The organism is Pseudomonas putida, assembly GCF_001976065.1.
Classification (GTDB): Bacteria; Pseudomonadota; Gammaproteobacteria; order Pseudomonadales; family Pseudomonadaceae; genus Aquipseudomonas; species Aquipseudomonas serbica.
Genome location: NZ_MNAH01000005.1, coordinates 92,926 through 116,676, shown reverse-complemented (window position 1 = coordinate 116,676; position 23,751 = coordinate 92,926). Strand labels below are relative to the sequence as shown.

General features: G+C 61.2%; 21 protein-coding genes. 5 read left to right on the top strand and 16 right to left on the bottom strand.

All coding sequences use genetic code 11. From position 1 onward, the window contains the following. The first annotated feature begins 6 nt into the window (after positions 1-6). The 5 genes from BKX96_RS19065 (at position 7) to BKX96_RS19045 (ending at position 5,619) form a co-directional block, all read left to right on the top strand. Positions 7-684 (top strand): heavy metal response regulator transcription factor, encoded by a 678-nt coding sequence (locus tag BKX96_RS19065; RefSeq protein WP_007998286.1) that lies wholly within the window; start codon positions 7-9, stop codon positions 682-684. After that, positions 674-2,038, top strand: coding sequence for a heavy metal sensor histidine kinase (locus tag BKX96_RS19060; protein ID WP_077185208.1), 1,365 nt, complete (start codon positions 674-676; stop codon positions 2,036-2,038). Before BKX96_RS19065 ends, BKX96_RS19060 begins: the two co-directional genes overlap by 11 nt. Before the next feature lie 210 nt (positions 2,039-2,248). Beyond that, positions 2,249-2,470 carry a hypothetical protein gene (locus tag BKX96_RS19055; protein WP_046819020.1) on the top strand — a complete coding sequence of 74 codons (222 nt, stop codon included), beginning with the start codon at positions 2,249-2,251 and terminating at the stop codon, positions 2,468-2,470. 248 nt (positions 2,471-2,718) lie between these two features. Next, on the top strand, positions 2,719-3,981 hold the full coding sequence (locus BKX96_RS19050; RefSeq protein ID WP_410454538.1) for an OprD family porin: 1,263 nt from the start codon (positions 2,719-2,721) through the stop codon (positions 3,979-3,981). A gap of 147 nt (positions 3,982-4,128) precedes the next feature. Further along, positions 4,129-5,619, top strand: coding sequence for a GGDEF domain-containing protein (locus BKX96_RS19045; protein WP_077185206.1), 1,491 nt, complete (start codon positions 4,129-4,131; stop codon positions 5,617-5,619). A 78-nt stretch (positions 5,620-5,697) separates the two neighbouring features. Here the strand turns inward: BKX96_RS19045 and lpxC are convergent, their stop codons facing one another. From lpxC to mraZ, 16 genes are all read right to left on the bottom strand, one after another. Then, positions 5,698-6,609: a UDP-3-O-acyl-N-acetylglucosamine deacetylase gene (gene lpxC / locus BKX96_RS19040; RefSeq protein WP_008060300.1), complete on the bottom strand. Its 912-nt coding sequence runs from the start codon at positions 6,607-6,609 to the stop codon at positions 5,698-5,700. Positions 6,610-6,721: 112 nt separating this feature from the next. Then, the gene (gene ftsZ, locus BKX96_RS19035) at positions 6,722-7,915 is read right to left on the bottom strand and encodes a cell division protein FtsZ (protein ID WP_046819017.1); all 1,194 of its coding nucleotides are present in this window, start codon (positions 7,913-7,915) and stop codon (positions 6,722-6,724) included. A 78-nt stretch (positions 7,916-7,993) separates the two neighbouring features. Beyond that, positions 7,994-9,253 carry a cell division protein FtsA gene (gene ftsA, locus BKX96_RS19030; protein WP_034149519.1) on the bottom strand — a complete coding sequence of 420 codons (1,260 nt, stop codon included), beginning with the start codon at positions 9,251-9,253 and terminating at the stop codon, positions 7,994-7,996. Positions 9,254-9,268: 15 nt separating this feature from the next. Beyond that, positions 9,269-10,135: a cell division protein FtsQ/DivIB gene (locus BKX96_RS19025; protein ID WP_046819016.1), complete on the bottom strand. Its 867-nt coding sequence runs from the start codon at positions 10,133-10,135 to the stop codon at positions 9,269-9,271. A gap of 4 nt (positions 10,136-10,139) precedes the next feature. Beyond that, positions 10,140-11,114: a D-alanine--D-alanine ligase gene (locus tag BKX96_RS19020; protein WP_046819015.1), complete on the bottom strand. Its 975-nt coding sequence runs from the start codon at positions 11,112-11,114 to the stop codon at positions 10,140-10,142. Then, the gene (gene murC / locus BKX96_RS19015) at positions 11,111-12,571 is read right to left on the bottom strand and encodes a UDP-N-acetylmuramate--L-alanine ligase (protein ID WP_046819014.1); all 1,461 of its coding nucleotides are present in this window, start codon (positions 12,569-12,571) and stop codon (positions 11,111-11,113) included. The genes BKX96_RS19020 and murC overlap by 4 nt, the downstream gene beginning before the upstream one ends. Continuing rightward, positions 12,564-13,634, bottom strand: a complete 1,071-nt coding sequence (gene murG, locus BKX96_RS19010) for an undecaprenyldiphospho-muramoylpentapeptide beta-N-acetylglucosaminyltransferase (RefSeq protein WP_077185205.1) — start codon at positions 13,632-13,634, stop codon at positions 12,564-12,566. Before murG ends, murC begins: the two co-directional genes overlap by 8 nt. Next, positions 13,624-14,841, bottom strand: coding sequence for a putative lipid II flippase FtsW (gene ftsW, locus BKX96_RS19005; RefSeq protein WP_046819012.1), 1,218 nt, complete (start codon positions 14,839-14,841; stop codon positions 13,624-13,626). The genes murG and ftsW overlap by 11 nt, the downstream gene beginning before the upstream one ends. Continuing rightward, the gene (murD, locus tag BKX96_RS19000; protein ID WP_046819011.1) at positions 14,838-16,184 is read right to left on the bottom strand and encodes a UDP-N-acetylmuramoyl-L-alanine--D-glutamate ligase; all 1,347 of its coding nucleotides are present in this window, start codon (positions 16,182-16,184) and stop codon (positions 14,838-14,840) included. Before murD ends, ftsW begins: the two co-directional genes overlap by 4 nt. A 6-nt stretch (positions 16,185-16,190) precedes the next feature. Beyond that, on the bottom strand, positions 16,191-17,273 hold the full coding sequence (mraY, locus tag BKX96_RS18995) for a phospho-N-acetylmuramoyl-pentapeptide-transferase (protein ID WP_008016698.1): 1,083 nt from the start codon (positions 17,271-17,273) through the stop codon (positions 16,191-16,193). Further along, the gene (locus BKX96_RS18990) at positions 17,273-18,640 is read right to left on the bottom strand and encodes a UDP-N-acetylmuramoyl-tripeptide--D-alanyl-D-alanine ligase (RefSeq protein WP_077185204.1); all 1,368 of its coding nucleotides are present in this window, start codon (positions 18,638-18,640) and stop codon (positions 17,273-17,275) included. The genes mraY and BKX96_RS18990 overlap by 1 nt, the downstream gene beginning before the upstream one ends. Then, positions 18,633-20,096: a UDP-N-acetylmuramoyl-L-alanyl-D-glutamate--2,6-diaminopimelate ligase gene (locus tag BKX96_RS18985; protein WP_046819009.1), complete on the bottom strand. Its 1,464-nt coding sequence runs from the start codon at positions 20,094-20,096 to the stop codon at positions 18,633-18,635. Before BKX96_RS18985 ends, BKX96_RS18990 begins: the two co-directional genes overlap by 8 nt. Beyond that, a complete protein-coding gene (locus tag BKX96_RS18980) occupies positions 20,096-21,835 on the bottom strand; it encodes a peptidoglycan D,D-transpeptidase FtsI family protein (RefSeq protein WP_178134366.1) in 1,740 nt (579 codons plus the stop codon). Before BKX96_RS18980 ends, BKX96_RS18985 begins: the two co-directional genes overlap by 1 nt. Beyond that, entirely contained in the window at positions 21,835-22,128 is a 294-nt protein-coding gene (ftsL, locus tag BKX96_RS18975; protein ID WP_046819007.1) for a cell division protein FtsL, read from the bottom strand. The genes BKX96_RS18980 and ftsL overlap by 1 nt, the downstream gene beginning before the upstream one ends. Next, on the bottom strand, positions 22,125-23,072 hold the full coding sequence (gene rsmH / locus BKX96_RS18970) for a 16S rRNA (cytosine(1402)-N(4))-methyltransferase RsmH (protein WP_046819006.1): 948 nt from the start codon (positions 23,070-23,072) through the stop codon (positions 22,125-22,127). The genes ftsL and rsmH overlap by 4 nt, the downstream gene beginning before the upstream one ends. Then, positions 23,069-23,524 (bottom strand): division/cell wall cluster transcriptional repressor MraZ, encoded by a 456-nt coding sequence (mraZ, locus tag BKX96_RS18965; protein WP_033040298.1) that lies wholly within the window; start codon positions 23,522-23,524, stop codon positions 23,069-23,071. The genes rsmH and mraZ overlap by 4 nt, the downstream gene beginning before the upstream one ends. Positions 23,525-23,751: the final 227 nt, after the last annotated feature.

Sequence of the window (23,751 nt, the reverse complement as noted above, 5' to 3'; positions counted from 1 at the left end):
GGGGTCATGCGCGTCCTGATTATCGAAGACGAGGAAAAAACCGCGGATTATCTGCACCGCGGCCTGACGGAACAGGGTTACACCGTTGACCTGGCGCGGGATGGGGTCGAAGGCCTGCACCTGGCGCTGGAGAGCGACTACGCGGTGATCGTCCTCGACGTGATGTTGCCGGGCCTGGACGGCTTCGGCGTATTGCGCGCCTTGCGTGCGCGCAAGCAGACCCCGGTGATCATGCTCACCGCCCGCGAACGTGTGGAAGACCGCATCAAGGGCCTGCGCGACGGCGCTGACGATTACCTGGGTAAACCGTTTTCCTTCCTTGAGCTGGTGGCACGCCTGCAGGCACTGACCCGGCGCAGCGGTGGCCACGAACCGGTGCAGGTGAGCATCGCCGACCTGTGGATAGATCTGATCAGCCGCAAGGCGACCCGCGGTGGCACACGGCTGGACCTGACGGCCAAGGAGTTCTCGCTGCTGAGCGTGCTGGCCCGGCGCCAAGGTGAAATCCTCTCGAAAACCGCCATTGCCGAGATGGTCTGGGACATCAATTTCGACAGCGACGCCAACGTCGTCGAGGTCGCGATCAAACGCCTGCGGGCCAAGCTCGACGGGCCATTCGAAGAGAAATTGCTGCACACCATCCGCGGCATGGGTTATGTGCTGGAGAGCCGTGGTGTCCAGTAATTCAATTGCTCTGCGCCTGAGCGGGATGTTCACGCTGGTAGCGCTTCTGGTGTTCTTGTTGATCGGTTGGGCGCTCTACCAACAGGTCGACAAAGGCCTGGGATTGTTGCCCGAAGCCGAACTGGACGCGCGCTACAGCGTGCTCGAATCCACCGTCGGCCGCTACGGCACGCCTGAGCACTGGGTGAAGATCAACAACAAGCTCAAGCTGCTCGGCGAAGAAGACAAGCGCATCAGTTTCTGGATCATCAGCGGCGATCCGAACTACGAATACGGCAAACCGACACCGAGCATCCGTGCGTTTGCCAAAGGGCCGCTGGGCATGCGCGACATGCAACTGGCAGATCACCCCTACCCGCTGAAAGTGCTGGTCAGCGAATTCCCGGCCAAGGATCAGCGCCCGCCCCTGCGCTTCATGATCGGCATCGACACCGAGACGTTTTTCCATACCCAGCACCAGTTGCTGATCGCCCTGGTCAGCCTGGCAGTTATCGGCGTACTGATGGCCTCGGCGCTGGGTTACTGGGTGGCGCGAATCGGGCTCAAGCCACTGATCAAGCTGTCTCAGGAAGCCCAGCGCCTGGCCCCGCCGTTGCGTTCTGGCCGCTTGCGGCTATCGTCGCTGCCCCCGGAACTGAACCAGTTCGTCGACTCGTTCAACTCGACGCTGGAGCGGGTCGAACAGGCCTACTCGCGACTGGAATCGTTCAACGCCGATGTCGCCCATGAACTGCGCTCGCCACTGACCAACCTGATCGGCCAGACCCAGGTTGCCCTGACTCGCGGGCGCTCGGCAGAGCATTATTTCGAGGTGCTGCAATCGAACCTTGAAGAGCTCGAGCGACTGCGCTCCATCATCAATGACATGCTGTTCCTTGCCAGCGCCGACCAAGGCAGCAAGGCGACCAAACTGACGTCCACCTCGCTGGCCGAGGAAGTGGCCACGACCCTGGAATACCTGGATTTCATTCTCGAGGATGCGCAGGTACGGGTCCAGGTCAGCGGCGATGCCATGGTGCGAATCGAAATCGCCCACCTGCGCCGGGCCTTGATCAACCTGCTGAACAACGCCGTGCAGCACACCGGCCCCGGACAAGTCATCGAGGTGCGCATCGAAGCCGGCGAGCACCAGGTCAGCATCGGCGTGGCCAACCCGGGCATACCGATTTCCAACGAACATCTGCCGCGCCTGTTCGAGCGCTTCTACCGGGTCGATGCCTCGCGCAGCAACAGTGGCAACAATCACGGGCTGGGGCTGGCCATCGTCAAGGCGATTGCCCTGATGCATGGCGGGGATGTGTTCGTGCGCAGTGACCATGGGATGAATACCTTTGGTATGCATTTGCCGGTCTGAGGCCGCAAAAGACCGCTACCTTCGCCCCGGCATCAGGCCAGCCGGTAGGCCGCTATCGCCGGCAGGCCCCACCGTAGATCGGGTTTGGCCGCGAGCGATCTTTGCTCTTTGCGTAACAGTCCTTTCATGAATCCGCTCTTTTTCCTTTCGCCCAAGCGCCTTATCTTTGCCCGCACCAAACAGCACTTGCCAAGCAAGAAGGTTTAAAAGATGTCCAACAGTATGGGTATTGCCAGCGCTTTCGTTCTGTCTTCTCTGTTCCTGTCTCCGTTCGCCATGGCCGAAGAGTCGCACGCCTTCGTCGCGCAGAATTCCGCCCGAGCCGCCGCCTACGAAGAGCACCAGATCGAGATGACCGCCAAAGCCCAGGAGGCCACCCAAGCCCCGCAAGCGTCGAGCACTCAAGCCAAACAGGCTGAAAAAGACAGCTGATTTTGCGCGCATCACTCCTGTTTCCCTCGACACTTTTCATCGGCTCTTCCCAATGAAAAGTTGTCTTCAAAGCCGCTGCCATCAGCGGCTTTTTTTCGTTGTGGTTTTACAACCCGCTGCGCCCTCCTCGCCAACCCGAAATCTTTGCGACTGCAAGAACAGTGATGTTCCCCGCTGACCCAGGAGCTTTACCCCACGTGCGTTTCCCAATCAGTCCCCCTGCGCTGTTCGTTGCAATCGCTGCAACGATGGCCTGCAATACTCACGCTGCCGATGCTGCCCAAGGTTTCACCGAAGACGCCAGCCTCACCATCAACGCACGCAACTACTACATGAACCGCAATCGCCTGCAGCAGGCAGACGACAACATTGAATGGGGTCAGGGTTTTCTGGGCATCTTCGAGTCGGGCTTCACCGAAGGCTCGGTCGGCTTCGGCATCGATGCCCATGCCATGCTCGGGCTCAAGCTCGACGGAGGCGGCGGCACGGACAATTCGAGCATCCTGCCGGCCAGCGACGGCAGCGGCAAAGCACCGGGCTCGTTCTCCACCGCAGGTGCCACCCTGAAGATGCGAGCCTTCAATAGCGAATTGAAGGCCGGCGACCTGTTTCTCGCCAACCCGGTGATTGCCGGCGGTGAAACCCGCATGCTGCCCCAGACCTTTCGCGGCGTCAGCCTGACCAACCACAGCTTCGACGGCTGGCTGATCGAAGGGGGTCAAGCGAGCTTCACCAAACCGTACAACCAGAGCGGTCATGTTCGCATCGGTACGTCCTACGGCAGTCTGGCCGAGGGTGAAGAAAGCCAGCATCTCAATTGGGCCGGCGTGGCCTGGAGCGGTGTGCCAGGCTTGACCAGCAGCCTGTATGCCGCCGAGCTCAAGGACATCTGGAACCAGTACTACTACGACCTCGACTACACCTATGCGCTCAACGAGGTGGTCAGCCTCAACCCGGGCCTGCACTTCTATCACACGCAGGACACCGGTGATGCGCTGCTCGGCCACATCGACAACAACACCTTCAGCCTGCATTTCACTGTCGGCGTCGGTAATCACAGCATCACCACCGCTTACCAGCGGGTCAACGGCAACACCCCGTTCGACTACATCAGCCAGGGCGACAGCGTCTTCCTCGACAACTCCCAGCAATACTCGGACTTCAACGGTCCGAACGAGCGGTCCTGGAAACTCAAGTACGCCTATGACTTTGTCGGCCTTGGCCTGCCGGGACTGACTTCGGCGCTGTCCTGGTCCAGGGGCAAACTGGATCTGACCAAGGTCGACCCAGATAGCCCCGGGTATAGCGCGTGGTACAGCGCTGAGGGCATAAACGCCCGGCACTGGGAACGCGACATCGAGCTCAAGTACGTGGTCCAGGACGGCCAGGCCAGGGACCTGGCAGTGCGCCTGCAATGGGCTACCAACCGGGGCGGCAACGGTTATGGAGTACTTGATCAGGACACCGACGAGTACCGAGTGATTTTCGACTACCCGCTCAATGTCTTCTAAGCTTCAATAAACAAAAGGCCGGCACGTTTTGCTGGCCTTTTTTATCCGCAGTCTGTTGGGAATGCTGCGGATACAACGGGTGTCCGGGACGCTGCCCGATTCTTGCAAAAGAATGTCTCCGACGCCTAGACGACAGAAGCCAGAATAATGAGCGAGCGCACCACATCTCACCAATCAACGCGATCCGAGCGATCCGAGCGGCTGGTGATTCTCGGCAGCGTATTACTGGTGATTGCCATCCTGAGTATCGTGGCGTTTCTGCTGGTGCGTGAACGCGTCAATGCCGAACTGTCAGCCAGCCGCTCCGCCTCCAATATCGTGCAATTGATCGAAGCCGATGTCCTGCGTAACGTCGAACTCTACGACGTGTCGTTGCTTGGCCTGATCGCGGCCTCCCGCCGTGATGACCTCATGCAGGTTTCCCCGCAGATACGTCATCTGGCCTTGTTCGATCGTGCCACCGCCGCCCCCTACAAGGGTGACATCCTGTTGCTCGACCAACAGGGCAACGTGCTCGCCGACTCGGCTTCGCGAGAACCCAGGACAGGCAACTTTGCCGACCGCGAGTACTTCCTGTCCCACGTGAACAACAGCGACCCGGGCATGTTCATCAGTCGGCCTTTTCGCTCCCGAATGGCTAACAACGAATGGCGCATCAGCTTCAGTCGCCGGATCAGTGGCGCACAAGGCGAGTTTCTAGGGGTCGCCGAGGCGGCGATGCGCCTGAGCTACTTCGAACAGCTGTTCAACAGCCTGAACATCGGTCCCGGCAGTTCGATCAGCCTGATCAACAAGGATGGAATCCTGCTGGCCCAGGTCCCTCGCCTGAGCGAAGACCTGACCGGTACGGACTTCAGCCAGCTCCCCAACTTCCAGCGTATCGTCAACGAAGGCGACGGCAGTTTCAGCAGCGTTTCGAATCGTTATCAGGACCAGCGGCTCTACACCTTTTCCCAGGTTGGCAACTTGCCGCTGATTGTCATCGTGGCCTTGTCGGGTGAAGAAGTGTTTTCTTCATGGCAACGCACAGCGTTGGTGGTCAGCCTGGCAACGATCGCCCTGTGTGCGTGCCTGCTGTGGCTGACCTGGCTGCTCTGCCGCGAACTGCGCCTGCGTCACGATGCCGAACTGGAGCTGGCACAACTGGCCGCCACCGACGCACTGACCGGACTGGCCAACCGCCGGACGCTGGACCAGACGTTGCGTCATGAATGGTTTCGCGCCCAGCGTTCCGGCAAGCCATTGTCGTTACTGATGATCGATGCCGATCACTTCAAGGCCTTCAACGACCGCCATGGCCATCAAGCCGGTGATGAGGCCTTGCGCGCGGTTGCCCAGGTGTTACGCACCCACGTACGGCGGCCGGCCGACCTGGTTGCGCGCTACGGTGGCGAAGAGTTCTCGGTGGTCCTGGCGGAAACCGACATGGCGGGCGCACAACTGATCGCCGAGCACATTCGAGAGGCCGTCGAACAGCTACCGCCGATTGACGGCACCGACTCGCCGATTACCGTGAGCATTGGTATCAGTACCTGGAACGCCAGCTCCGACATCAACCTGGAGGTGCTGATGTTTGCCGCGGACAAGGCGCTGTATCAAGCCAAGGAGACGGGACGTAATCGGGTGGTGGCGCTCTAGCGACCACCAAGCAAAATCCGCACACATAAAAAAAGGCCACCCGAAGGCAGCCCTTAAAAAACTAGAGAGGTTTTTTACTTACACGGCCGCGACAGGACGCATGTAAGAGATCGGTGCGGTGCTGGCATCTTCGAACGTCACGACTTCCCAGGCATCTGTCTGCTCAATCAACTTGCGCAGCAGCTGGTTGTTCAGTGCGTGGCCGGACTTGAAGCCCTTGAACTCACCAATCAGGCTGTTGCCCAGCAGGTAGAGGTCACCAATTGCATCGAGGATCTTGTGCTTCACGAATTCGTCTTCGTAGCGAAGGCCGTCTTCGTTCAGTACACCATCGGCGTCGACCACAATGGCGTTTTCAACGCTGCCGCCGAGTGCGAGGTTGTGCTTGCGCAGGTACTCGATGTCACTCATGAAACCAAAGGTACGGGCGCGGCTCACTTCTTTTACGAACGAAGTGCTGGAAAAATCCACGCTTGCACTTTGTGTGCGGTCACGGAAAACCGGGTGATCGAAGTCGATCTCGAAGCTCACCTTGAAACCTTCGAAAGGGACGAAAGTGGCGCGCTTGTCGCCGTCTTCCACAGTCACTTCCCGCAGGATGCGGATGAACTTCTTCGCGGCGTCCTGTTCTTCCAGGCCAGCCGACTGAATCAGGAATACGAAAGGTCCAGCGCTACCATCCATGATTGGCACTTCGGACGCGGAGAGCTCGACGTAGGCGTTATCGATGCCCAGGCCAGCCATGGCCGAGAGCAAGTGCTCCACCGTGTCCACTTTGACGTCACCGTTGACCAGCGTGGTCGACATGGTGGTTTCGCCAACGTTTTCCGCGCGTGCAGGGATCTGCACCACAGGATCGAGGTCGGCACGACAAAACACAATGCCGGTGTCGATCGGCGCAGGCTTGAGGGTCAGGTATACCTTCTCCCCGGAGTGCAGACCTACACCTGTGGCACGGATAATATTTTTCAGTGTGCGTTGTTTAATCATGGCTTGGGCCGCTTCAGCGCAAATTGCGAACTGGTATCAACAAAGGCTGGCGATGATAGCAGACCACGCCTTTGCTGAACACCAATCAACTTCATAGCCCTGATACATTTCATCAATCGGCCTGACGACGCAGGAAGGCCGGGATGTCCAGGTAGTCCAGGTCATCTTGCGGATTCATCTTCGCGGCAGTGGCAGCACCGGCCTGGGCCTGGTTGCGCATGACGGTCGGACGGTCCAGGTCACGGTAGTTCACCGCTGGCGCTTCCTGACGAACAGGGGCTTGTTGTTGCGGCTGGGAAGCCATCGACGTGTGCACGGTATTGTCGATGATCTTCACCGGCTTCTCGATTTTAGCGCCCAGACCGGTAGCAACGACAGTTACGTGCAGCTCGTCGCGCATGTCCGGATCGATAACGGTACCGACCTTGACCATGGCGTGCTCGGAAGCGAAGGCCTCGATGATGCTACCCACGTCGGAGTACTCACCCAGGGACAGGTCAGGACCGGCGGTGATGTTCACCAGGATGCCGCGTGCACCTTGCAGGTTCACGTCTTCGAGCAACGGGTTGCGAATGGCCGCTTCGGTGGCCTCGCGTGCACGGTTCGGACCGCTGGCGCAGCCAGTGCCCATCATCGCCATGCCCATTTCGCTCATCACGGTACGTACGTCGGCAAAGTCGACGTTGATCATGCCCGGACGCTTGATGATGTCGGAGATACCACGAACGGCACCGGCCAGTACATCGTCAGCCTTGGCGAAAGCCGACAGCAGGCTGGCGTCCTTACCGAGGATGGTCAGCAGTTTCTCGTTGGGAATGGTGATCAACGAGTCGACGCTTTCCGACAGCAGGCGAATGCCTTCATCGGCGATCTGCATGCGCTTGCGGCCTTCGAACGGGAACGGACGAGTCACCACCGCAACGGTGAGAATCCCCATTTCCTTGGCCACTTCGGCAATGATCGGCGCAGCACCGGTACCGGTACCGCCGCCCATGCCAGTGGTGATGAACACCATGTTGGTGCCCTGCAGGACTTCGGCAATGCGCTCACGATCTTCGAGAGCGGCCTGACGACCTACTTCAGGGTTGGCACCAGCGCCCAGACCTTTGGTCACGCCGGTACCCAGTTGCAGGATGGTCCGCGCGCCAATGCTCTTGAGCGCCTGGGCATCAGTGTTGGCGCAGATGAATTCGACGCCTTCAATGTTGCTCTTGACCATGTGATTCACGGCGTTGCCGCCGCCACCGCCTACACCGATAACTTTAATAACCGGGCTTGCGGGGATGTTGTCTACGAGTTCGAACATTTTCCCTCTCCTTTACGTTCTCTAGTTTTTTCGCCTACTGCCTGTATCTACAACGGTGTCGCGGTGTTGCGGTAAATCTTAGAAATTGCCCTGGACCCAGCTCTTGATGCGATCGAGCAAGGCGCCTTTGGGTTCTTCGTTGCTGTAGCTGTCGCGGCTGCCGATACCCGAGAACGAGATGCCGTCGGATTGCTTCTGCAGGCCGTACATCAACAGGCCAACGCCGGTGGAATAAATCGGGTTGCGCACCACGTCATCCAGGCCTTTCACGCCGTGAGGCACGCCCAGGCGAACCGGCATGTGGAAGATTTCCTCAGCCAGCTCGGTAGCACCTTCCATCTTCGCCGTACCGCCGGTCAGCACGATGCCGGCCGGGATCAGGTCTTCGTAGCCGCTGCGACGCAGCTCGGCCTGGATCAGCGTGAACAGCTCGTCGTAACGTGGCTCGACCACTTCGGCCAGGGCCTGGCGCGACAGCTCGCGTGGTGGACGATCGCCAACGCTTGGGACCTTGATGGTTTCACCGGCGCCTGCCAGTTTGGCCAGGGCACAGGCGTAGCGAATCTTGATTTCTTCGGCGTACTGGGTCGGGGTACGCAACGCCATGGCGATGTCGTTGGTCACCTGGTCACCCGCGATCGGGATCACCGCGGTGTGGCGGATTGCGCCTTCAGTGAAGATCGCGATATCGGTGGTGCCGCCACCAATGTCCACCAGGCACACGCCCAGTTCTTTCTCGTCGTCGGTCAGCACCGAGTACGCGGACGCCAGTTGCTCAAGGATGATGTCGTCGATTTCCAGGCCGCAGCGACGCACGCATTTTTCAATGTTCTGTGCGGCGTTGACGGCGCACGTGACCACGTGGACCTTGGCCTCCAGGCGCACGCCGGACATGCCCAGTGGCTCGCGGACGCCTTCCTGGTTATCGATCACGTAGTCCTGCGGCAGGGTGTGCAGCACGCGCTGGTCAGCCGGGATCGCCACGGCCTGGGCGGCGTCGAGTACGCGTTCAAGGTCGGCGGAGCTGACTTCGCGATCACGAATCGCCACGATGCCGTGGGAGTTCAGGCTGCGGATATGGTTGCCGGCCACGCCGACAAACGCCGAGTGGATGCGGCAGCCAGCCATCAGCTGCGCTTCTTCGATGGCGCGCTGGATCGACTGCACGGTGGACTCGATGTTCACCACCACGCCCTTCTTCAGGCCACGGGACGGATGGGTGCCGATCCCGACGATTTCCAGCGTGCCGTCGTCCGCGACCTCGCCGACCAGCGCCACCACCTTGGAGGTGCCGATATCGAGACCGACGATCATTTTGCCGCTTTGCACGTTTGCCATGGGTCCTGCCTCTTCTTAATTCTTTGCGACAGCGGGTTGGGCTGTCGTCGGCGCTACTGGTTCCCGCCAGCCAACAGCGAGGCCGTTGGCATAGCGCAGATCGATGCGCGCAATGTTCGTAATCTGTTCTTTTAGCGTCTTGTCATAGATGGCAATGAAACGGCGCATCTTTTCCACCAGGTTGCCGCGTCCCAGCAGCAGTTCGATCCCGGGCCCGGCACTGCCAGGGCCGGTCGTCAGGAACCAGCTGCCTCGTTCGCGCAACTCCAGGCGCGCAATCGAGAAGCCCAATGGCCTGAGCAACTGGCTCAGTACCTGGTATTGCTGCATCACTTGCTGCTGGGCCCGCTGCGGACCGAACAACTGCGGCAAGTGTTCGTAATTGGCCAGCTCGCGTGGGGTAAACGCCTGCCCCTGGTTGTTCAGCAGCGATTCGTCACCCCAACGGGCCACCGGCAGTTGTTCTTCCAGGCGAATTACCACCTGGTCCGGCCACACCCTGCGCACTTCGGCGTGGGCAATCCATGGCATGGTTTCAAGCTCGGTGCGCATGCTCGCCAGGTCGATGGTGAAGAAGCTCGACGCCACGTACGGGGCGATTCGCTGCTGCACCGCCTGCTGGCTGATGTAGCTCAGGTCACCCTGCACCGCGATCTTGGTGATCGGCCGGTCGGCGTAAGGCAACAAACGCTGCGCGCCTTCGTAAGTACCGAACCCCAACGCGACCAGCAGCACCGGCCAGAACAGGGCTTTGAGAAAACCGAAGTTGGCTTTCGGCAGGCGCGCGGACATCGGCTCTTTGGCCACCATTCGGCTGGCACCCCGCGGCACCGGCTTGCGGCCGGGTGCGGGTGGCTGATGTCTCAACTGTGCGCCTTGCATGGTCTTAACCTCGCGGCTCTTCGTTGCCGGCAGCTGAAACGCTGTCGGCCAGAATGGCCAGAACCAGTTGCTGGAAATCCAGGCCGGCAGCACGGGCCGCCATCGGCACCAGGCTGTGATCGGTCATGCCCGGTGCCGTGTTGACTTCCAGGAACCAGAATTGCCCCTCGGCGTCCTGCATCACATCCGCCCTGCCCCAACCGGCGATACCCAGCGCTTCACAGGCTTTCGCCGTGAGGTCCATGAGTTCCTTTTCCTTGGCGCTGTCCAGGCCGCACGGAATGCGGTACTGGGTATCGTTGGCGATGTACTTGGCGTCGTAGTCGTAGAAACTGTGCGTCGTGCCCAGGGCGATTGGAGGCAACACCTGGTCACGCAGGGTGGCGATGGTGAACTCCGGACCTTGAATCCATTGCTCGACCAACACTTGCGAATCGTAGGTACTGGCCGCTTTCCAGGCGTCGATCAATTCAGACGCGGAACTCACTTTGGCCATCCCGATACTTGAACCTTCATGGGCCGGTTTGACGATCAAAGGGAAGCCCAGTTCCGTCGCCGCCGAAATACAATCGGCTTCGCTGCTGAGCACCGCGTGACGTGGCGTCGGAATGCCCAGGCTGTGCCAGACCTGCTTGGTGCGCAGCTTGTCCATGGCCAGCGCCGAGGCGAGGATGCCGCTGCCGGTGTAGGGAATCCCCAGGCACTCGAGCAGGCCCTGCATGCTGCCGTCTTCACCACCACGGCCGTGGAGGATGATGAAGGCGCGGTCGATCTTTTCGTTCAGCAGACGCTGCAGCAGGTCATCGCCGACGTCGAGGCCGAACGCGTCCACGCCTGCGCTTTGCAGCGCATCGAGGACGGCATTGCCCGACTTCAGGGACACTTCGCGTTCGGCACTCTTGCCGCCGAACAGCACGGCAACACGGCCGAAGTCTTTCGGCGCGAGGGTGCTGACGAGGTTGGCATAGGCAGCAGTCATTTCAACTTCCCCTTCTCCGGCGCGGCAACGGCACCGGCGAACAACTCACTTTTCAACAGTTTTGGTGCAAGGCCGCCGATATCGCCGGCACCCTGGCACAGCAGGATGTCGCCAGCGCGCAACAGCGGCTTGACCAGCGGCGCGAGGTCGACACCACGCTCGATGTAGATCGGATCGAGCTGGCCACGCTGGCGGATGCTGTTGCACAGCTTGCGGCTGTCGGCGCCCGGGATTGGTTCTTCACCGGCCGGGTAGACTTCCATCAGCAGCAGGACGTTGGCGTCGGCCAGTACATTGACGAAGTCGTCGTACAGGTCGCGGGTACGGCTGTAACGGTGCGGCTGGTAGACCATCACCAGGCGGCGCTCCGGCCAGCCACCGCGTACGGCCTTGATCACAGCCGCGACTTCGGTCGGGTGGTGACCGTAATCATCGACCAGCATCACATTGCCGCCGTCCACCGGCAGTTCGCCGTAGACCTGGAAGCGTCGGCCGACACCCTGGAACCCGGACAGGCCCTGGACGATGGCTTCATCGCTGACGCCTTCGTCGGTGGCGATGCAAATGGTCGCCAGCGAGTTCAGCACGTTGTGGTTGCCCGGCATGTTCACCGAGACATCCAGCGGCTCGCGGTCAGGGCGCAGTACCGTGAAGAAGGTCTGCATGCCTTGCTGGCGCACATTGATGGCGCGCACGTCGCAGTCTTCGCCGAAGCCGTAGGTGACGGTCGGACGCTTGACCAGCGGCAGGATTTCACGCACCACCGGATCGTCCAGGCACACCACGGCCAGGCCGTAGAAAGGCAGGTTGTGGAGGAACTCGACGAAGGTTTTCTTCAGTTTGTTGAAGTCACCGTCGTAGGTCGCCATGTGATCGGCGTCGATGTTGGTGACCACGGCCACCAGCGGCTGCAGGTGCAGGAAACTGGCGTCGCTTTCGTCGGCTTCGGCGATCAGGTAGCGGCTGGTGCCGAGTTGGGCATTGGTGCCCGCGGCATTCAGGCGGCCACCGATGACGAACGTCGGGTCCAGGCCACCGGCGGCGAACACCGAGGCGATCAGGCTGGTGGTGGTGGTTTTGCCGTGGGTACCGGCAACGGCGATGCCGTGGCGGTAGCGCATCAGCTCAGCCAGCATTTCTGCACGGGGCACCACTGGAATACGACGTTCCAGCGCGGTGGCGACTTCCGGGTTGGAGGTGTTCACGGCACTCGACACCACCAGCACGTCGGCGGCGGCAGCGTTCTCGGCGCGGTGGCCGATGAAAATCTGTGCGCCGAAGGATTCCAGGCGCTCGGTGACAGGCGAAGCCTTCAGGTCGGAACCGGACACTTCATAGCCCAGGTTCAGCAACACTTCGGCAATCCCGCACATGCCCACGCCGCCGATCCCGACGAAGTGGATGCGCCGGATGCGGCGCATTTCCGGTTGCGGCATGGCTTTCTGATTCTCAACCATGGGCCACCTCCAGGCAGGTATCGACCACGTTACGGGTGGCATCGGGTTTGGCCAGGCGGCGGGCCGCAGTGGCCATATCGTTGAGTCGTTGTGGTTGCATCAGGACCTCTGTCAGGCGCGCGGCAAGATCCGCTGCGCCGGTCGTTCTTTGCGGCATCAGGAAGGCAGCGCCTTCACGGGCCAAATAATCGGCGTTGCGGGTCTGGTGATCGTCGATCGCGTGGGGCAACGGCACCAGCATCGAGGGCAGACCGGCGGCAGCCAGTTCACTGATGGTCAGCGCACCTGCGCGACATACCACCAGGTCGGCCCAGCCATAGGCTTGGGCCATGTCTTTGATGAACGGCTGCACTTGCGCCTCGACGCCAGCCGCGAGGTAGCGCTGCGCAGTCACTTCATCGTGGTTTTTGCCGGCCTGATGGAACACGTCCGGACGCAGGTCGACGGCGACTTGCGACAGGGCTTCAGGCAGCAGCTTGTTCAACGGTTCTGCGCCCAGGCTTCCGCCCAGGATCAGCAAACGCGCCTTGCGACCGGCCAGGGCCGGGCGCGGTGTTTCCAGGAACAGCTCGGTGCGCACCGGGTTACCGGTGGTCCGTCGGCTGCTCGACAGGGTAAAGGTGTCGGGGAACGCTTCACAGACTCGGGCGGCCAACGGCACCAGCAACCGATTGGCGGTACCGGCAACGGCGTTCTGTTCGTGAACGATCACCGGCACACCGGCCAGTTTGGCTGCGACACCACCAGGCCCGGTCACATAACCGCCAAAACCCACCACGCAAGCCGGCTGCAAACGACGAATGATCGCCCGCGCCTGCCAGACGGATTTGAGCAACATGAACGGCGCCTTGAGCAGCGACAGCTTGCCCTTGCCACGCAAACCGCTGGCGTTGATCCGATGCAGTTCGATACCGGCGGCCGGGACCAGCTCGTTCTCGATGCCACGCGGCGTGCCCAGCCAGTGCACGGTGTAGCCGCGGGCCTGGAATTCTCGGGCACAGGCCAACGCCGGGAACACATGGCCCCCGGTGCCGCCAGCCATGATCAATACATTAGCGCCCATGGTTCGGCTCCTCGGCGAAGTCGCTCTCATGGAACTCCATCTCTTCGCTGCCCAGGTGGGTTCGACTCTCCCACTCGATGCGCAGCAACAAGCCGAGACAGGCGCAGCAGATCACCAACGAACTGCCGCCATAGCTTAGAAACGGTAAAGTCAGGCCCTTGGTCGGCAGCAGGCCGACGTTCACACCGATGTTGATCAGGAATTGACCGATCCACAGGAACGACAAACCGTAGGCGACATAGGCGGCGAAGAACTGCTTGGCCTTCTCGGCCCACAAGCCGATGTACATGCCGCGAATACAGACGAATACGAACAGGGCCACCGTGCACAACGAGCCCACGGCACCCAGCTCTTCGGCCAGGACCGAGAACACGAAGTCGGTGTGGGCTTCCGGCAGGTAAAACTGTTTCTGCACGCTGTTGCCCAGGCCGACGCCCAGCCATTCACCGCGCCCGAAAGCAATCAACGCCTGGGACAACTGGTAGCCGGCACCGAACTGGTCGGCCCATGGATCGGCAAAGTTGGTCAGACGCGCCATTCGATACGGCTGCATCTGAATCAGCAACACCACCGCCCCGACCGCCAGCACTACCATCAGGGAAAACCGGAACAGTCCGACCCCACCAAGGAACAGCATTGCCGCCGCGGCGCCCATCATCACGACGGTGGCACCGAAGTCCGGCTCCATCAGGAGCAGGCCCGCCATCGGCAGCAGCACGATGAACGGCTTGAAGAAACCCATCCAGCTTTCACGCACTTCTTTCTGGCGACGCACCAGATAACCGGCGAGGTAGATCACCACGAATACCTTGGCGATCTCGGAAGGCTGTACGTTGAAGAAACTGAAGCCGATCCAGCGCATCGAACCGTTCACCTCACGGCCGATCCCCGGAATGATCACCATCACCAGCAAACCGAATGCCCCCAGCAGCATCAACCAGCCCAGGCGTTGCCAGGTGGCGATCGGGATCATCATGGTGACGATGCAGGCACCCAGGCCCAGCACCACGTAGATCAGGTGGCGAATCATGTAGTACAGGGCGCTGCCCGATTGCACGGCCGCCACTTCGGTCGAGGCCGAGGCGATCATGATCAGGCCCAGGCCGAGCAACGCCAGGCAACCGGCGAGCATCGGGAAGTCGAGGTCGATACCGCGGCCGGTGATGAGCGGCGATGGATAGGGCTTGATGATGCCTTTGAGGCTCATGCCAGATCCTCCACGGCTTGGACGAACTGGTGACCACGGTCTTCGTAGTTCTTGAACATGTCGAAACTGGCGCAGGCCGGCGACAGCAGTACCACGTCGCCCGGTTGCGCAGCGGCACGGCATTGCTCGACGGCTTCGACCAGGGAGCTTGCACGAATCAACGGAACGGCATCGCCGATAGCCTGGCCGATCTTGTCGGAGTCACGTCCCATGAGGATCACGGCGCGGCAGTTGGCCGCCACCGGGTCACGCAGGTCCTTGAATTCGGCACCCTTGCCGTCGCCACCGGCGATCAGCACGATCTTGCCGTCAATGTCCGCACCCAGGCCTTCGATGGCCGCCAGCGCGGCTCCGACGTTGGTGGCTTTGGAGTCGTTGTAGTACCCCACGCCATCGAGGTCGCGGACCCACTGGCAACGATGCTCGAGCCCGGCGAAGCTGCGCAGGGCCGAGAGCATGGCGTCGAACGGCAAGCCGACGGCGTGACCAAGTGCCAATGCCGCCAGGGCGTTGGACTGGTTATGGGCGCCGCGAACTTTCAATTCACGTACCGGCATGAGGTTCTGGAATTCGAAGGCCAGGTACTTCTCGCCGCCTTCTTCGCGGATACCAAAGGACTTGAAGTCCGGCTTGGTCAGGCCAAAGGTCCAGCACGGCTGGCCCTCGCCCATCAGTGGCCGGCTCAGGGCGTCCTGGCGATTGACCACGAACTGTTTTGCCCCACGGAAGATCCGGTGCTTGGCCAGGTGATAGGCCGGCAGGCCGCTGTAGCGGTCCATGTGGTCTTCGCTGATGTTGAGCACGGTCGCCACTTCGGCGTTGAGCTGATCGGTGGTTTCCAGCTGGAAACTCGACAGCTCCATCACGTACAGCTCGACGTCGTCGCGGAGCAGGTCAAGCGCCGGCGTACCGAGATTGCCGCCAACAGCGACACGCTTGCCCGCCGCCGCCGCCATCTCGCCGACCAGGGTGGTCACGGTGCTCTTCGCGTTGGAACCGCTGATGGCCACGATCGGCGCCTTCGCGTTACGCGCGAACAGCTCGATGTCGCCGGACAATTTCACGCCACGGGCGGCGGCAGCCTGCAGGCCCGGGGTCGCCAGCGCCAGGCCGGGGCTCACGTAGAGCTCGTCGGCACGGCACAGGAACTCGACGTCCAGTTCGCCGCAACGCACTTCCACCTGCGGGTAGTCACGCTTGAGCGTGGCCAGTTCCGGCGGGTTTTCCCGCGTATCGGCCACCGCAAAGGCCACGCCCCGGTTCGCCAGGAAGCGAACCAGGGACATGCCGCTCTTGCCGAGGCCGACAACGATGCGGAAGTGGTCAGACGCGATCAGGGACACGAGTTTCTACCTCAGTTTCAGGGTGGCAAGGCCGATCAGCACGAGAATCACGGTGATGATCCAGAAGCGGACAATCACGCGTGGCTCGGGCCAGCCCTTGAGTTCAAAGTGGTGGTGAATCGGTGCCATGCGGAACACACGGCGACCGGTCAGCTTAAAGGACGCAACCTGAATGACGACAGACAGTGTTTCCATCACGAACACGCCGCCCATGATGAACAGGACGATTTCCTGACGGACGATCACCGCGATGGTGCCCAGGGCCGCGCCCAGCGCCAGCGCGCCGACGTCACCCATGAAGACTTGCGCCGGGTAGGTGTTGAACCAGAGGAAGCCCAGGCCCGCACCAATCAGCGCGCCGCAGAACACGATCAGCTCACCCGCGCCCGGTACATAAGGGATCAGCAGGTATTCGGCGAATTTCACGTTACCCGACAGGTAGCAGAAGATCCCCAGGCCACCACCGACCATCACGGTCGGCATGATCGCCAGGCCGTCGAGGCCATCGGTCAGGTTGACCGCGTTGCTCGAACCGACGATCACGAAGTACGTCAGGACGATGAAGCCCGCGCCCAGCGGGATGCTGTAGTCCTTGAGCATCGGCAGGATCAGGGTGGTTTCCACCGGGGTCGCGGCAGTCATATAAAGGAAGATCGCCGCGCCGAGGCCGAACACCGACTGCCAGAAGTACTTCCAGCGGCTCGGCAAGCCACGGGAGTTCTTCTCGATCACCTTGCGGTAATCGTCGACCCAGCCGATGGCGCCGAACAACAGGGTCACCAACAGGACGACCCAGACATAGCGGTTGGTCAGGTCAGCCCACAGTAGGGTGCTGACGCCGATCGACGACAGAATCAGCGCGCCACCCATCGTCGGGGTGCCGGACTTGGACAGGTGCGATTGCGGGCCATCATTGCGAACGGACTGGCCGATCTGACGGTTCTGCAGGGTGCGGATCATCCACGGGCCATAGCACAGCGACAAGACCAGCGCGGTCAGCACACCGAGGATCCCGCGCAGGGTCAGGTACTGGAAGACCGCGAAGCCTTTGTAGAACTGTTGCAGATACTCCGCTAGCAGCAGCAGCATTAATGTTTCTCCAGGCTGGTCCCGCACAAGGCGGCAACGATGTTTTCCATCGCGGCGCTGCGCGAGCCCTTGATCAAAATGGTGGTGTTTGTGTCTTGCTCGGCCCCCAGGGCCTTGATCAGCTCAGCCTGCGTGCTGAAGTGAAAGCCTTGTGGACCGAAGGCATTGACGGCGTGAACCATCATCGGCCCGACGGCGTACAGCGCAGAAACCTTGCCGCGGGCGTATTCGCCCACGTCGTGGTGCCCCTGCTGCGCCCAGTCGCCCAACTCGCCGATATCCCCGAGCACCAGAACGGTGCGACCGGAAAAGCCGGCCAGTATATCAATGGCGGCGCACATGGAGGTGGGGTTCGCGTTGTAAGTGTCATCGATCACGCGCATGCCATTGCTGGCCAGTTGCGCAACGGTACGACCCTTGACCGGTTGTACCGCGCCGAGGCCGGTGGCGATGCCGAACAGCGACACCCCCAGGGCATGGGCGCCAGCCGCGGCAGCCATGGCATTGGCGACGTTATGGGTGCCGAGCAGGTTCAGCTGAACGCGCTCCTCACCTTCAGGACTGTGCAGGTTGAACGCCGGGCAACCACGGGCATCGGTGGACAGGTCGCTGGCGTAGAAATCGGCACTGACATTGCTCAGGGCGAAGGTCAGCACCTTGCGCTCGCCAGCGCGGGTCTTCCAGATGTCGAACGCCTTGTCGTCGAGATTGAGCACGGCGACGCCATTGGCATCCAGCCCGTCAATGATTTCGCCCTTGGCCTCGACGATTTTTTCCGGCCCGCCGAACTCGCCGACATGGGCGGTTCCGGCATTGTTGAGAATGGCCACATGGGGCTTGGTGAGGCCCACGGTGTAGGCGATTTCACCCAGGCGCGAAGCGCCGAGCTCGATCACGGCGGCGGTGTGTTCCGGTGCCAGCTCGAGCAGGGTCAACGGCGCGCCGAGGTCGTTGTTCAGATTGCCGCGGGTGGCCAGCACCGGACCGCGGGTGCGCAGGATGCTAGCGAGCATCTCCTTGACCGTGGTCTTGCCGCTGGAACCGGTGATGGCGGCGACGGGCTGGGTGAACGCCGCGCGATTGAGCGCCCCCAGTTGCCCCAAGGCATGACGGGTATCGGCGACCAGCAATTGCGGCAGCGTGCTGTCGGGAACTTCGCGCTCGACCAACGCCGCCACGGCACCTTTGGCCGCGACTTCATTGAGGTAGTCATGACCATCGAAACGCGGACCGACCAGGGCAATGAACAGCTGGCCCGGCTTGATGGCGCGACTGTCGATGCTGACGCCGTCGAAGCTCGCATCTGCAGCGATCAAGCGCGCATTCAGCGCGCCGGTCAGTTCGCTTAGCTTCAAGGCTTTAAGCATGGGCCACCTCCCACGCGGTCAAGGCATGATCGGCCTCGACCAGATCGGAAAAGGCATGGCGCTCGCCGTTGATTTCCTGATAGTCCTCATGACCCTTACCGGCCAGGACGATCACGTCATCCGCCGACGCACCCGCGATCAACTGGGCAATCGCCTGGCCACGGCCGGCAACGAAAGTCACTTTATCCACAGCGGTGAAACCGGCACGGATGTCATCGAAAATCACTGATGGGTCTTCGGTACGCGGGTTGTCGTCGGTGACCAGCACGCCATCAGCCAGACGCTCGACCACTTCGGCCATCAGCGGACGCTTGCCGCGATCGCGATCGCCGCCACAGCCAAACAGGCATAGCAGCCGGCCTTTGACGTGGGGGCGCAGGGCCGTCAGGACTTTTTCCAGGGCGTCCGGGGTGTGGGCGTAATCGACCACAACCAATGGCTGGGTACCACCGCCCAGGCGCTGCATGCGTCCGGCCGGGCCTTCGAGTTTGGGCAGTACCTTGAGAATTTCGTCGAGGGCGTAATCCAGGCCGAGCAAGGCGCCCACCGCCGCCAATACGTTGCTCAAGTTGAAACGACCCAGCAAGGTGCTGCGCAGGTGGTGTTCACCCTGCGGCGTGACCAAGGTGGCGCGCACGCCTTCGTCGTCGAACTGCGCTTCGCGGCAATAGAGGTAAGCACTGCTGTCGAGCAGGCTGTAGGTAATCAGCCGCGATTCACGCTTGTCGGCAGCCAGTTGCCGGCCGAACTCGTCGTCGAGGTTGACCACCCGGCATTTCAGTTCGTTCCAGGCGAACAGCCTGGCCTTGGCTTCGCCGTAGGCCTGCATGGTGCCGTGGTAGTCCAGGTGGTCACGGGACAGATTGGTCATCACGGCCACATCGAATGCCAGCGCGGTGACCCGGCCCTGGTCCAGGCCATGGGACGAAACTTCCATGGCAACCGCCTTGGCACCGGCCTTTTTCAGGTCGCCCAAGGTCGCTTGCACGGCAATAGGGTTTGGCGTGGTGTGCAGGCCGCTTTCGAGCGCGCCATAAAAGCCGCAGCCGAGGGTGCCGACAATGCCGCAGTGCTGACCGAGCAGATCCAGCGCCTGGGCCACCAATTGGGTCACGCTGGTCTTGCCGTTGGTACCGGTCACGCCCACCAGTTTCAGGTGATGGCTCGGCTCGCCGTAAAAACGCCCGGCGATTTCCGACAGCTGCGCCGCCAGGCCCTTGACCGGAATCAGCGGCACGTCAGTGATCGGCAGCACAGTGGCGCCTTCCACTTCATACGCCACGGCTGCGGCGCCACGCGCAAGCGCATCGGCAATGTGCGCACGGCCATCGAATTTGCCGCCCGGCACCGCGAGGAACAAATCGCCCGCGCGTACGTTGCGACTGTCCAGTGCCAATTCACGGATCAACAGATCGTGGCCGGCGTGGGGGAAAATCTTGTTCAGGCTCAGAGACATCAGCCGCGCCCTCCATTGGCTTTCAGTGGAACGACCGGCGCTGCGTTCGCTTGTTGGGTAGGTGGCAGGTTGTCCGGGGTGACGTTCATCAGGCGCAGAGTGCCGGACATCACGCGGCTGAACACCGGTGCAGATACCAGGCCGCCGAAGTAACCGGCCTTGGTCGGCTCGTCGATGACGACCACGATGGCGTAACGCGGATCGCTCATCGGGCCGAAACCGGCGAACAGAGAGCGGTAGGAGTTCTCGGCATAACCTTTGGTGCCGACCGAAGTCTTACGTGCAGTACCGGACTTGCCGCCCACGTGATAGGCCGGCACCTGCGCGCGGAACACGCCGCGCGGGGCCTCGATCACTTGCTGCAGCATGCCCTGCATGGTTTTCGCAACAGCTTCCGGCAGCACCTGGGTGGTCTGTGGCGCCTTGTCGGTTTTGATCAGTGTCAGGGGCGCAAGGCGTCCGTTGTTGGCCAGGGCCGAGAAGGCGTGCACCAACTGGATCGCCGTCACGGAAACACCGTAGCCGTAGGACAGGGTTGCGGTTTCAGCCTTGCGCCATTCGCGGTAGTTCGGCAGGTTGCCGACGCGTTCGCCCGGGAAGCCGAGGCCGGTATCCTGGCCGAGACCCACTTTCTGGGCGAGACGGAAAATCGTCTCACCACCGATATCGAAGGCGATCTTGCTCATGCCGACGTTACTGGAATTGATCAGGATACCGGCAAGGTCAAGCACCGGACCTTCGCTCTTGGAGACGTCCTTGATGGTGTACTTGCCGATCTGCAGGGAGCCCGGGTACACCTCGACGGTGTCGCTCGGCTTCCAGCGTCCGGTTTCGATGGCGGCGCTCATCGAGATCGCCTTCATGGTCGAACCCGGTTCGAACACGTCGATCATCGCGCGGTTACGCATCATCGCCGGTTGCAGGTTGCGGCGGTTGTTCGGGTTGTAGGTCGGCTGGTTGACCATGGCGAGGATTTCGCCGGTCTTCACGTCCATGATCACCAGGCTGCCGGCCTTGGCGCCGTTCTCGATGATCGCGTTGCGCAATTCGCGGTTGGCGAGGTATTGCAGGCGCAGGTCAATGGACAACGCCAAGGGCTTTCCGGCCTTGGCGTTTTTGGTGACCTGGACATCCTTGATCAACCGGCCGCGCCGGTCCTTGATCACTTGCCGTTTGCCGGGGACCCCGGCCAGCCATTCATCGTAGGCGAGTTCGACGCCTTCTCGACCGTGGTCATCGATGTCGGTAAAGCCGACCATATGGGCGGTGACCTCACCGGCCGGGTAGAAACGGCGGAACTCTTCGATGCCGTAGACACCCGGCACTTTCAGGTCGAGTACGGCCTGGCCCTGCTCAGGCGTCAGCCCGCGCACCAGATAAATGAATTCCTTGTTGGCTTGTGCTTCAAGGCGCTCGGCCAGTGCCTTGGGGTCCTGCCCCAGCGCAGCAGCCAGTGCTGGCCACTTTTCCTTGGCCAGTTGCATTTCCTTGGCATTGGCCCACAAGGTGGTGACCGGGGTGCTGACGGCCAGGGGCTCGCCATTACGGTCGGTGATCAGGCCACGGTGAGCCGGAATCGGAATATGCCGAACACTGCGCGCGTCGCCCTGGCCTTTGAGAAAGGCACGGTCGACCACTTGCAGGTCAATGATGCGCCAGGCGATCGCCGCCACCATGACGCCGAGCAAACCCAGCACCAGGCGGAAGCGCCATGGAAAAAGAGCGCCTTCGAGTTTCATCATGGCGCCACCATCTGCACTTCGGCGGCGCCGGGAATGCGCATTTTCAGTTGTTCGGTGGCCAGCACTTCGATACGGCTGTGGGCGGTCCAGGTGCTTTGTTCAAGAATCAGGCGACCCCATTCGGCCTGCGCCTTGTCGCGCACGCTCAACTCGCCGTAGAGCGTGTTCAGCAACTGGCGGTTCCAGTGGGCGCTGTAGGACACGCCAATGGCTGACACGAGCACGCCAACGTACAACAACAGCATGAAAAAGCTTCCGCCGGGCAGTGGCTTGGCAAAAAGCTTGCTCACCGCAGTTTCTCCGCCACGCGCATGACAGCACTACGGGAACGTGGGTTGGCCTTCAGCTCGGCATCGGAGGCCGTCTGTGCTTTGCCATGGATTTTGATTTTCGGTTCGAAGGCGACGTGCCGAACCGGCAGGTTGCGTGGCAGGTTGTCGGCTTCACCTTTGACCAGCTTGCGCATGAACAGCTTGACGATGCGATCCTCAAGCGAATGGAAGCTGATGACCACCAGGCGACCGCCCACTTCCAGGCTCTCCAGCGCCGCTTCGAGACCGGCTTCCAGATCGCCCAGCTCGTTGTTGACGTGAATGCGCAGCCCCTGGAACGCACGGGTTGCCGGATTCTTGCCCTTCTCCCAGGCCGGGTTCGCGACTTTCAAGACTTCAGCCAGATCGGCGGTGCGCTCGAACGGCTTGATATCGCGGCGTTCGGCTACGGCACGGGCCATGCGCCCGGAAAAACGCTCTTCGCCGTATTCCTTGAACACCCGGGCAATTTCTTCCACGGGCGCAGTGTTGACGAATTCGGCAGCGCTGATCCCGCGGGACGGGTCCATGCGCATGTCCAATGGACCATCGTTGAGGAAGCTGAAACCGCGCTCAGGGTCGTCCAGCTGCGGCGAAGAGACGCCCAGGTCGAGCAGGACACCGCTGACCTTGCCGTTCATGCCGCGCGCAGCAACTTCCGCACCCAGCTCGGCAAAGCTGCGCTGCACAACGACAAAGCGGCCGTCTTCGGCCGCTAGCGTCTGCCCAGTGGCAATCGCTTGAGGGTCTTTGTCGAACCCGAGCAACCGACCATCGGGACCGAGCTGGCTGAGGATCAACCGGCTGTGTCCGCCGCGTCCGAACGTTCCGTCCAGATAGCAGCCATCAGGACGTACAGCGAGAGCCTCGACGGCTTCGTCAAGCAGTACGGTGATGTGGTTAAAGCCGCTATCTATAGTCACAGGATCAATTCACGCAGTTCGTCAGGCATCGCGCCCGGTTCTTGAATAGCAGCCAGGTCAGCGGCAGCAACCGCATCCCAGGCATCTTCGTCCCACAATTGGAACTTGTTCAGTTGGCCTACCAGCATCGCGCGCTTATCCAACTTGGCATATTCACGAAGACGCGGTGGAACCAGAAAACGACCACTGCCATCGAGCTCAAGGTCGACGGCATTACCAATCAATAAGCGTTGCAGACGGCGGTTCGCTTCGTGAAGCGAAGGAAGTGCACGCAGTTTGGTTTCAATAATTTCCCACTCATCGAGGGGGTAAACGCACAAACACGGATCAACGGCATCAATGGTGACGATCAACTGACCGGAACTGCGCGAAACCAGCTCGTCACGGTACCGGCTCGGCATAGCGAGACGGCCCTTTGCATCGAGACTGATAGCGTTGGCTCCGCGAAACACGTCAGCGTTTCTCCAAATTCTAGCGTTTTTTGCTCAGAAAACCCACTTCATGCCACTTTCCGCCACTTGCGCACACTATAGGAATGCGCCCACCACACCGTCAAGGCGCGGATTAAAGGAAAACCCTTACAGAACTGAGATTTAGGAACATTAGGAGAGGAGCAACCAGAATCAGGCGGATGAAACCGCCCAACAACTTGAATCAGCACAAGCGGCTGCGTTCAGAA

Bases quoted from the DNA above. Each gene is read 5' to 3' on its own strand.
- murC (WP_046819014.1), bottom strand. From the start codon at position 12,571: ATGGTTGAGAATCAGAAAGCCATGCCGCAACCGGAAATGCGCCGCATC.
- ftsA (WP_034149519.1), bottom strand. From the start codon at position 9,253: ATGGCAAACGTGCAAAGCGGCAAAATGATCGTCGGTCTCGATATCGGC.
- BKX96_RS19025 (WP_046819016.1), bottom strand. From the start codon at position 10,135: ATGCAAGGCGCACAGTTGAGACATCAGCCACCCGCACCCGGCCGCAAG.
- BKX96_RS19045 (WP_077185206.1), top strand. From the start codon at position 4,129: ATGAGCGAGCGCACCACATCTCACCAATCAACGCGATCCGAGCGATCC.
- BKX96_RS18990 (WP_077185204.1), bottom strand. From the start codon at position 18,640: ATGCTTAAAGCCTTGAAGCTAAGCGAACTGACCGGCGCGCTGAATGCG.
- BKX96_RS19050 (WP_410454538.1), top strand. From the start codon at position 2,719: ATGGCCTGCAATACTCACGCTGCCGATGCTGCCCAAGGTTTCACCGAA.
- BKX96_RS19065 (WP_007998286.1), top strand. From the start codon at position 7: ATGCGCGTCCTGATTATCGAAGACGAGGAAAAAACCGCGGATTATCTG.
- BKX96_RS18980 (WP_178134366.1), bottom strand. From the start codon at position 21,835: ATGAAACTCGAAGGCGCTCTTTTTCCATGGCGCTTCCGCCTGGTGCTG.
- murG (WP_077185205.1), bottom strand. From the start codon at position 13,634: ATGGGCGCTAATGTATTGATCATGGCTGGCGGCACCGGGGGCCATGTG.
- BKX96_RS18985 (WP_046819009.1), bottom strand. From the start codon at position 20,096: ATGTCTCTGAGCCTGAACAAGATTTTCCCCCACGCCGGCCACGATCTG.
- mraY (WP_008016698.1), bottom strand. From the start codon at position 17,273: ATGCTGCTGCTGCTAGCGGAGTATCTGCAACAGTTCTACAAAGGCTTC.
- BKX96_RS19055 (WP_046819020.1), top strand. From the start codon at position 2,249: ATGTCCAACAGTATGGGTATTGCCAGCGCTTTCGTTCTGTCTTCTCTG.
- ftsW (WP_046819012.1), bottom strand. From the start codon at position 14,841: ATGAGCCTCAAAGGCATCATCAAGCCCTATCCATCGCCGCTCATCACC.
- ftsZ (WP_046819017.1), bottom strand. From the start codon at position 7,915: ATGTTCGAACTCGTAGACAACATCCCCGCAAGCCCGGTTATTAAAGTT.
- lpxC (WP_008060300.1), bottom strand. From the start codon at position 6,609: ATGATTAAACAACGCACACTGAAAAATATTATCCGTGCCACAGGTGTA.
- BKX96_RS19020 (WP_046819015.1), bottom strand. From the start codon at position 11,114: ATGACTGCTGCCTATGCCAACCTCGTCAGCACCCTCGCGCCGAAAGAC.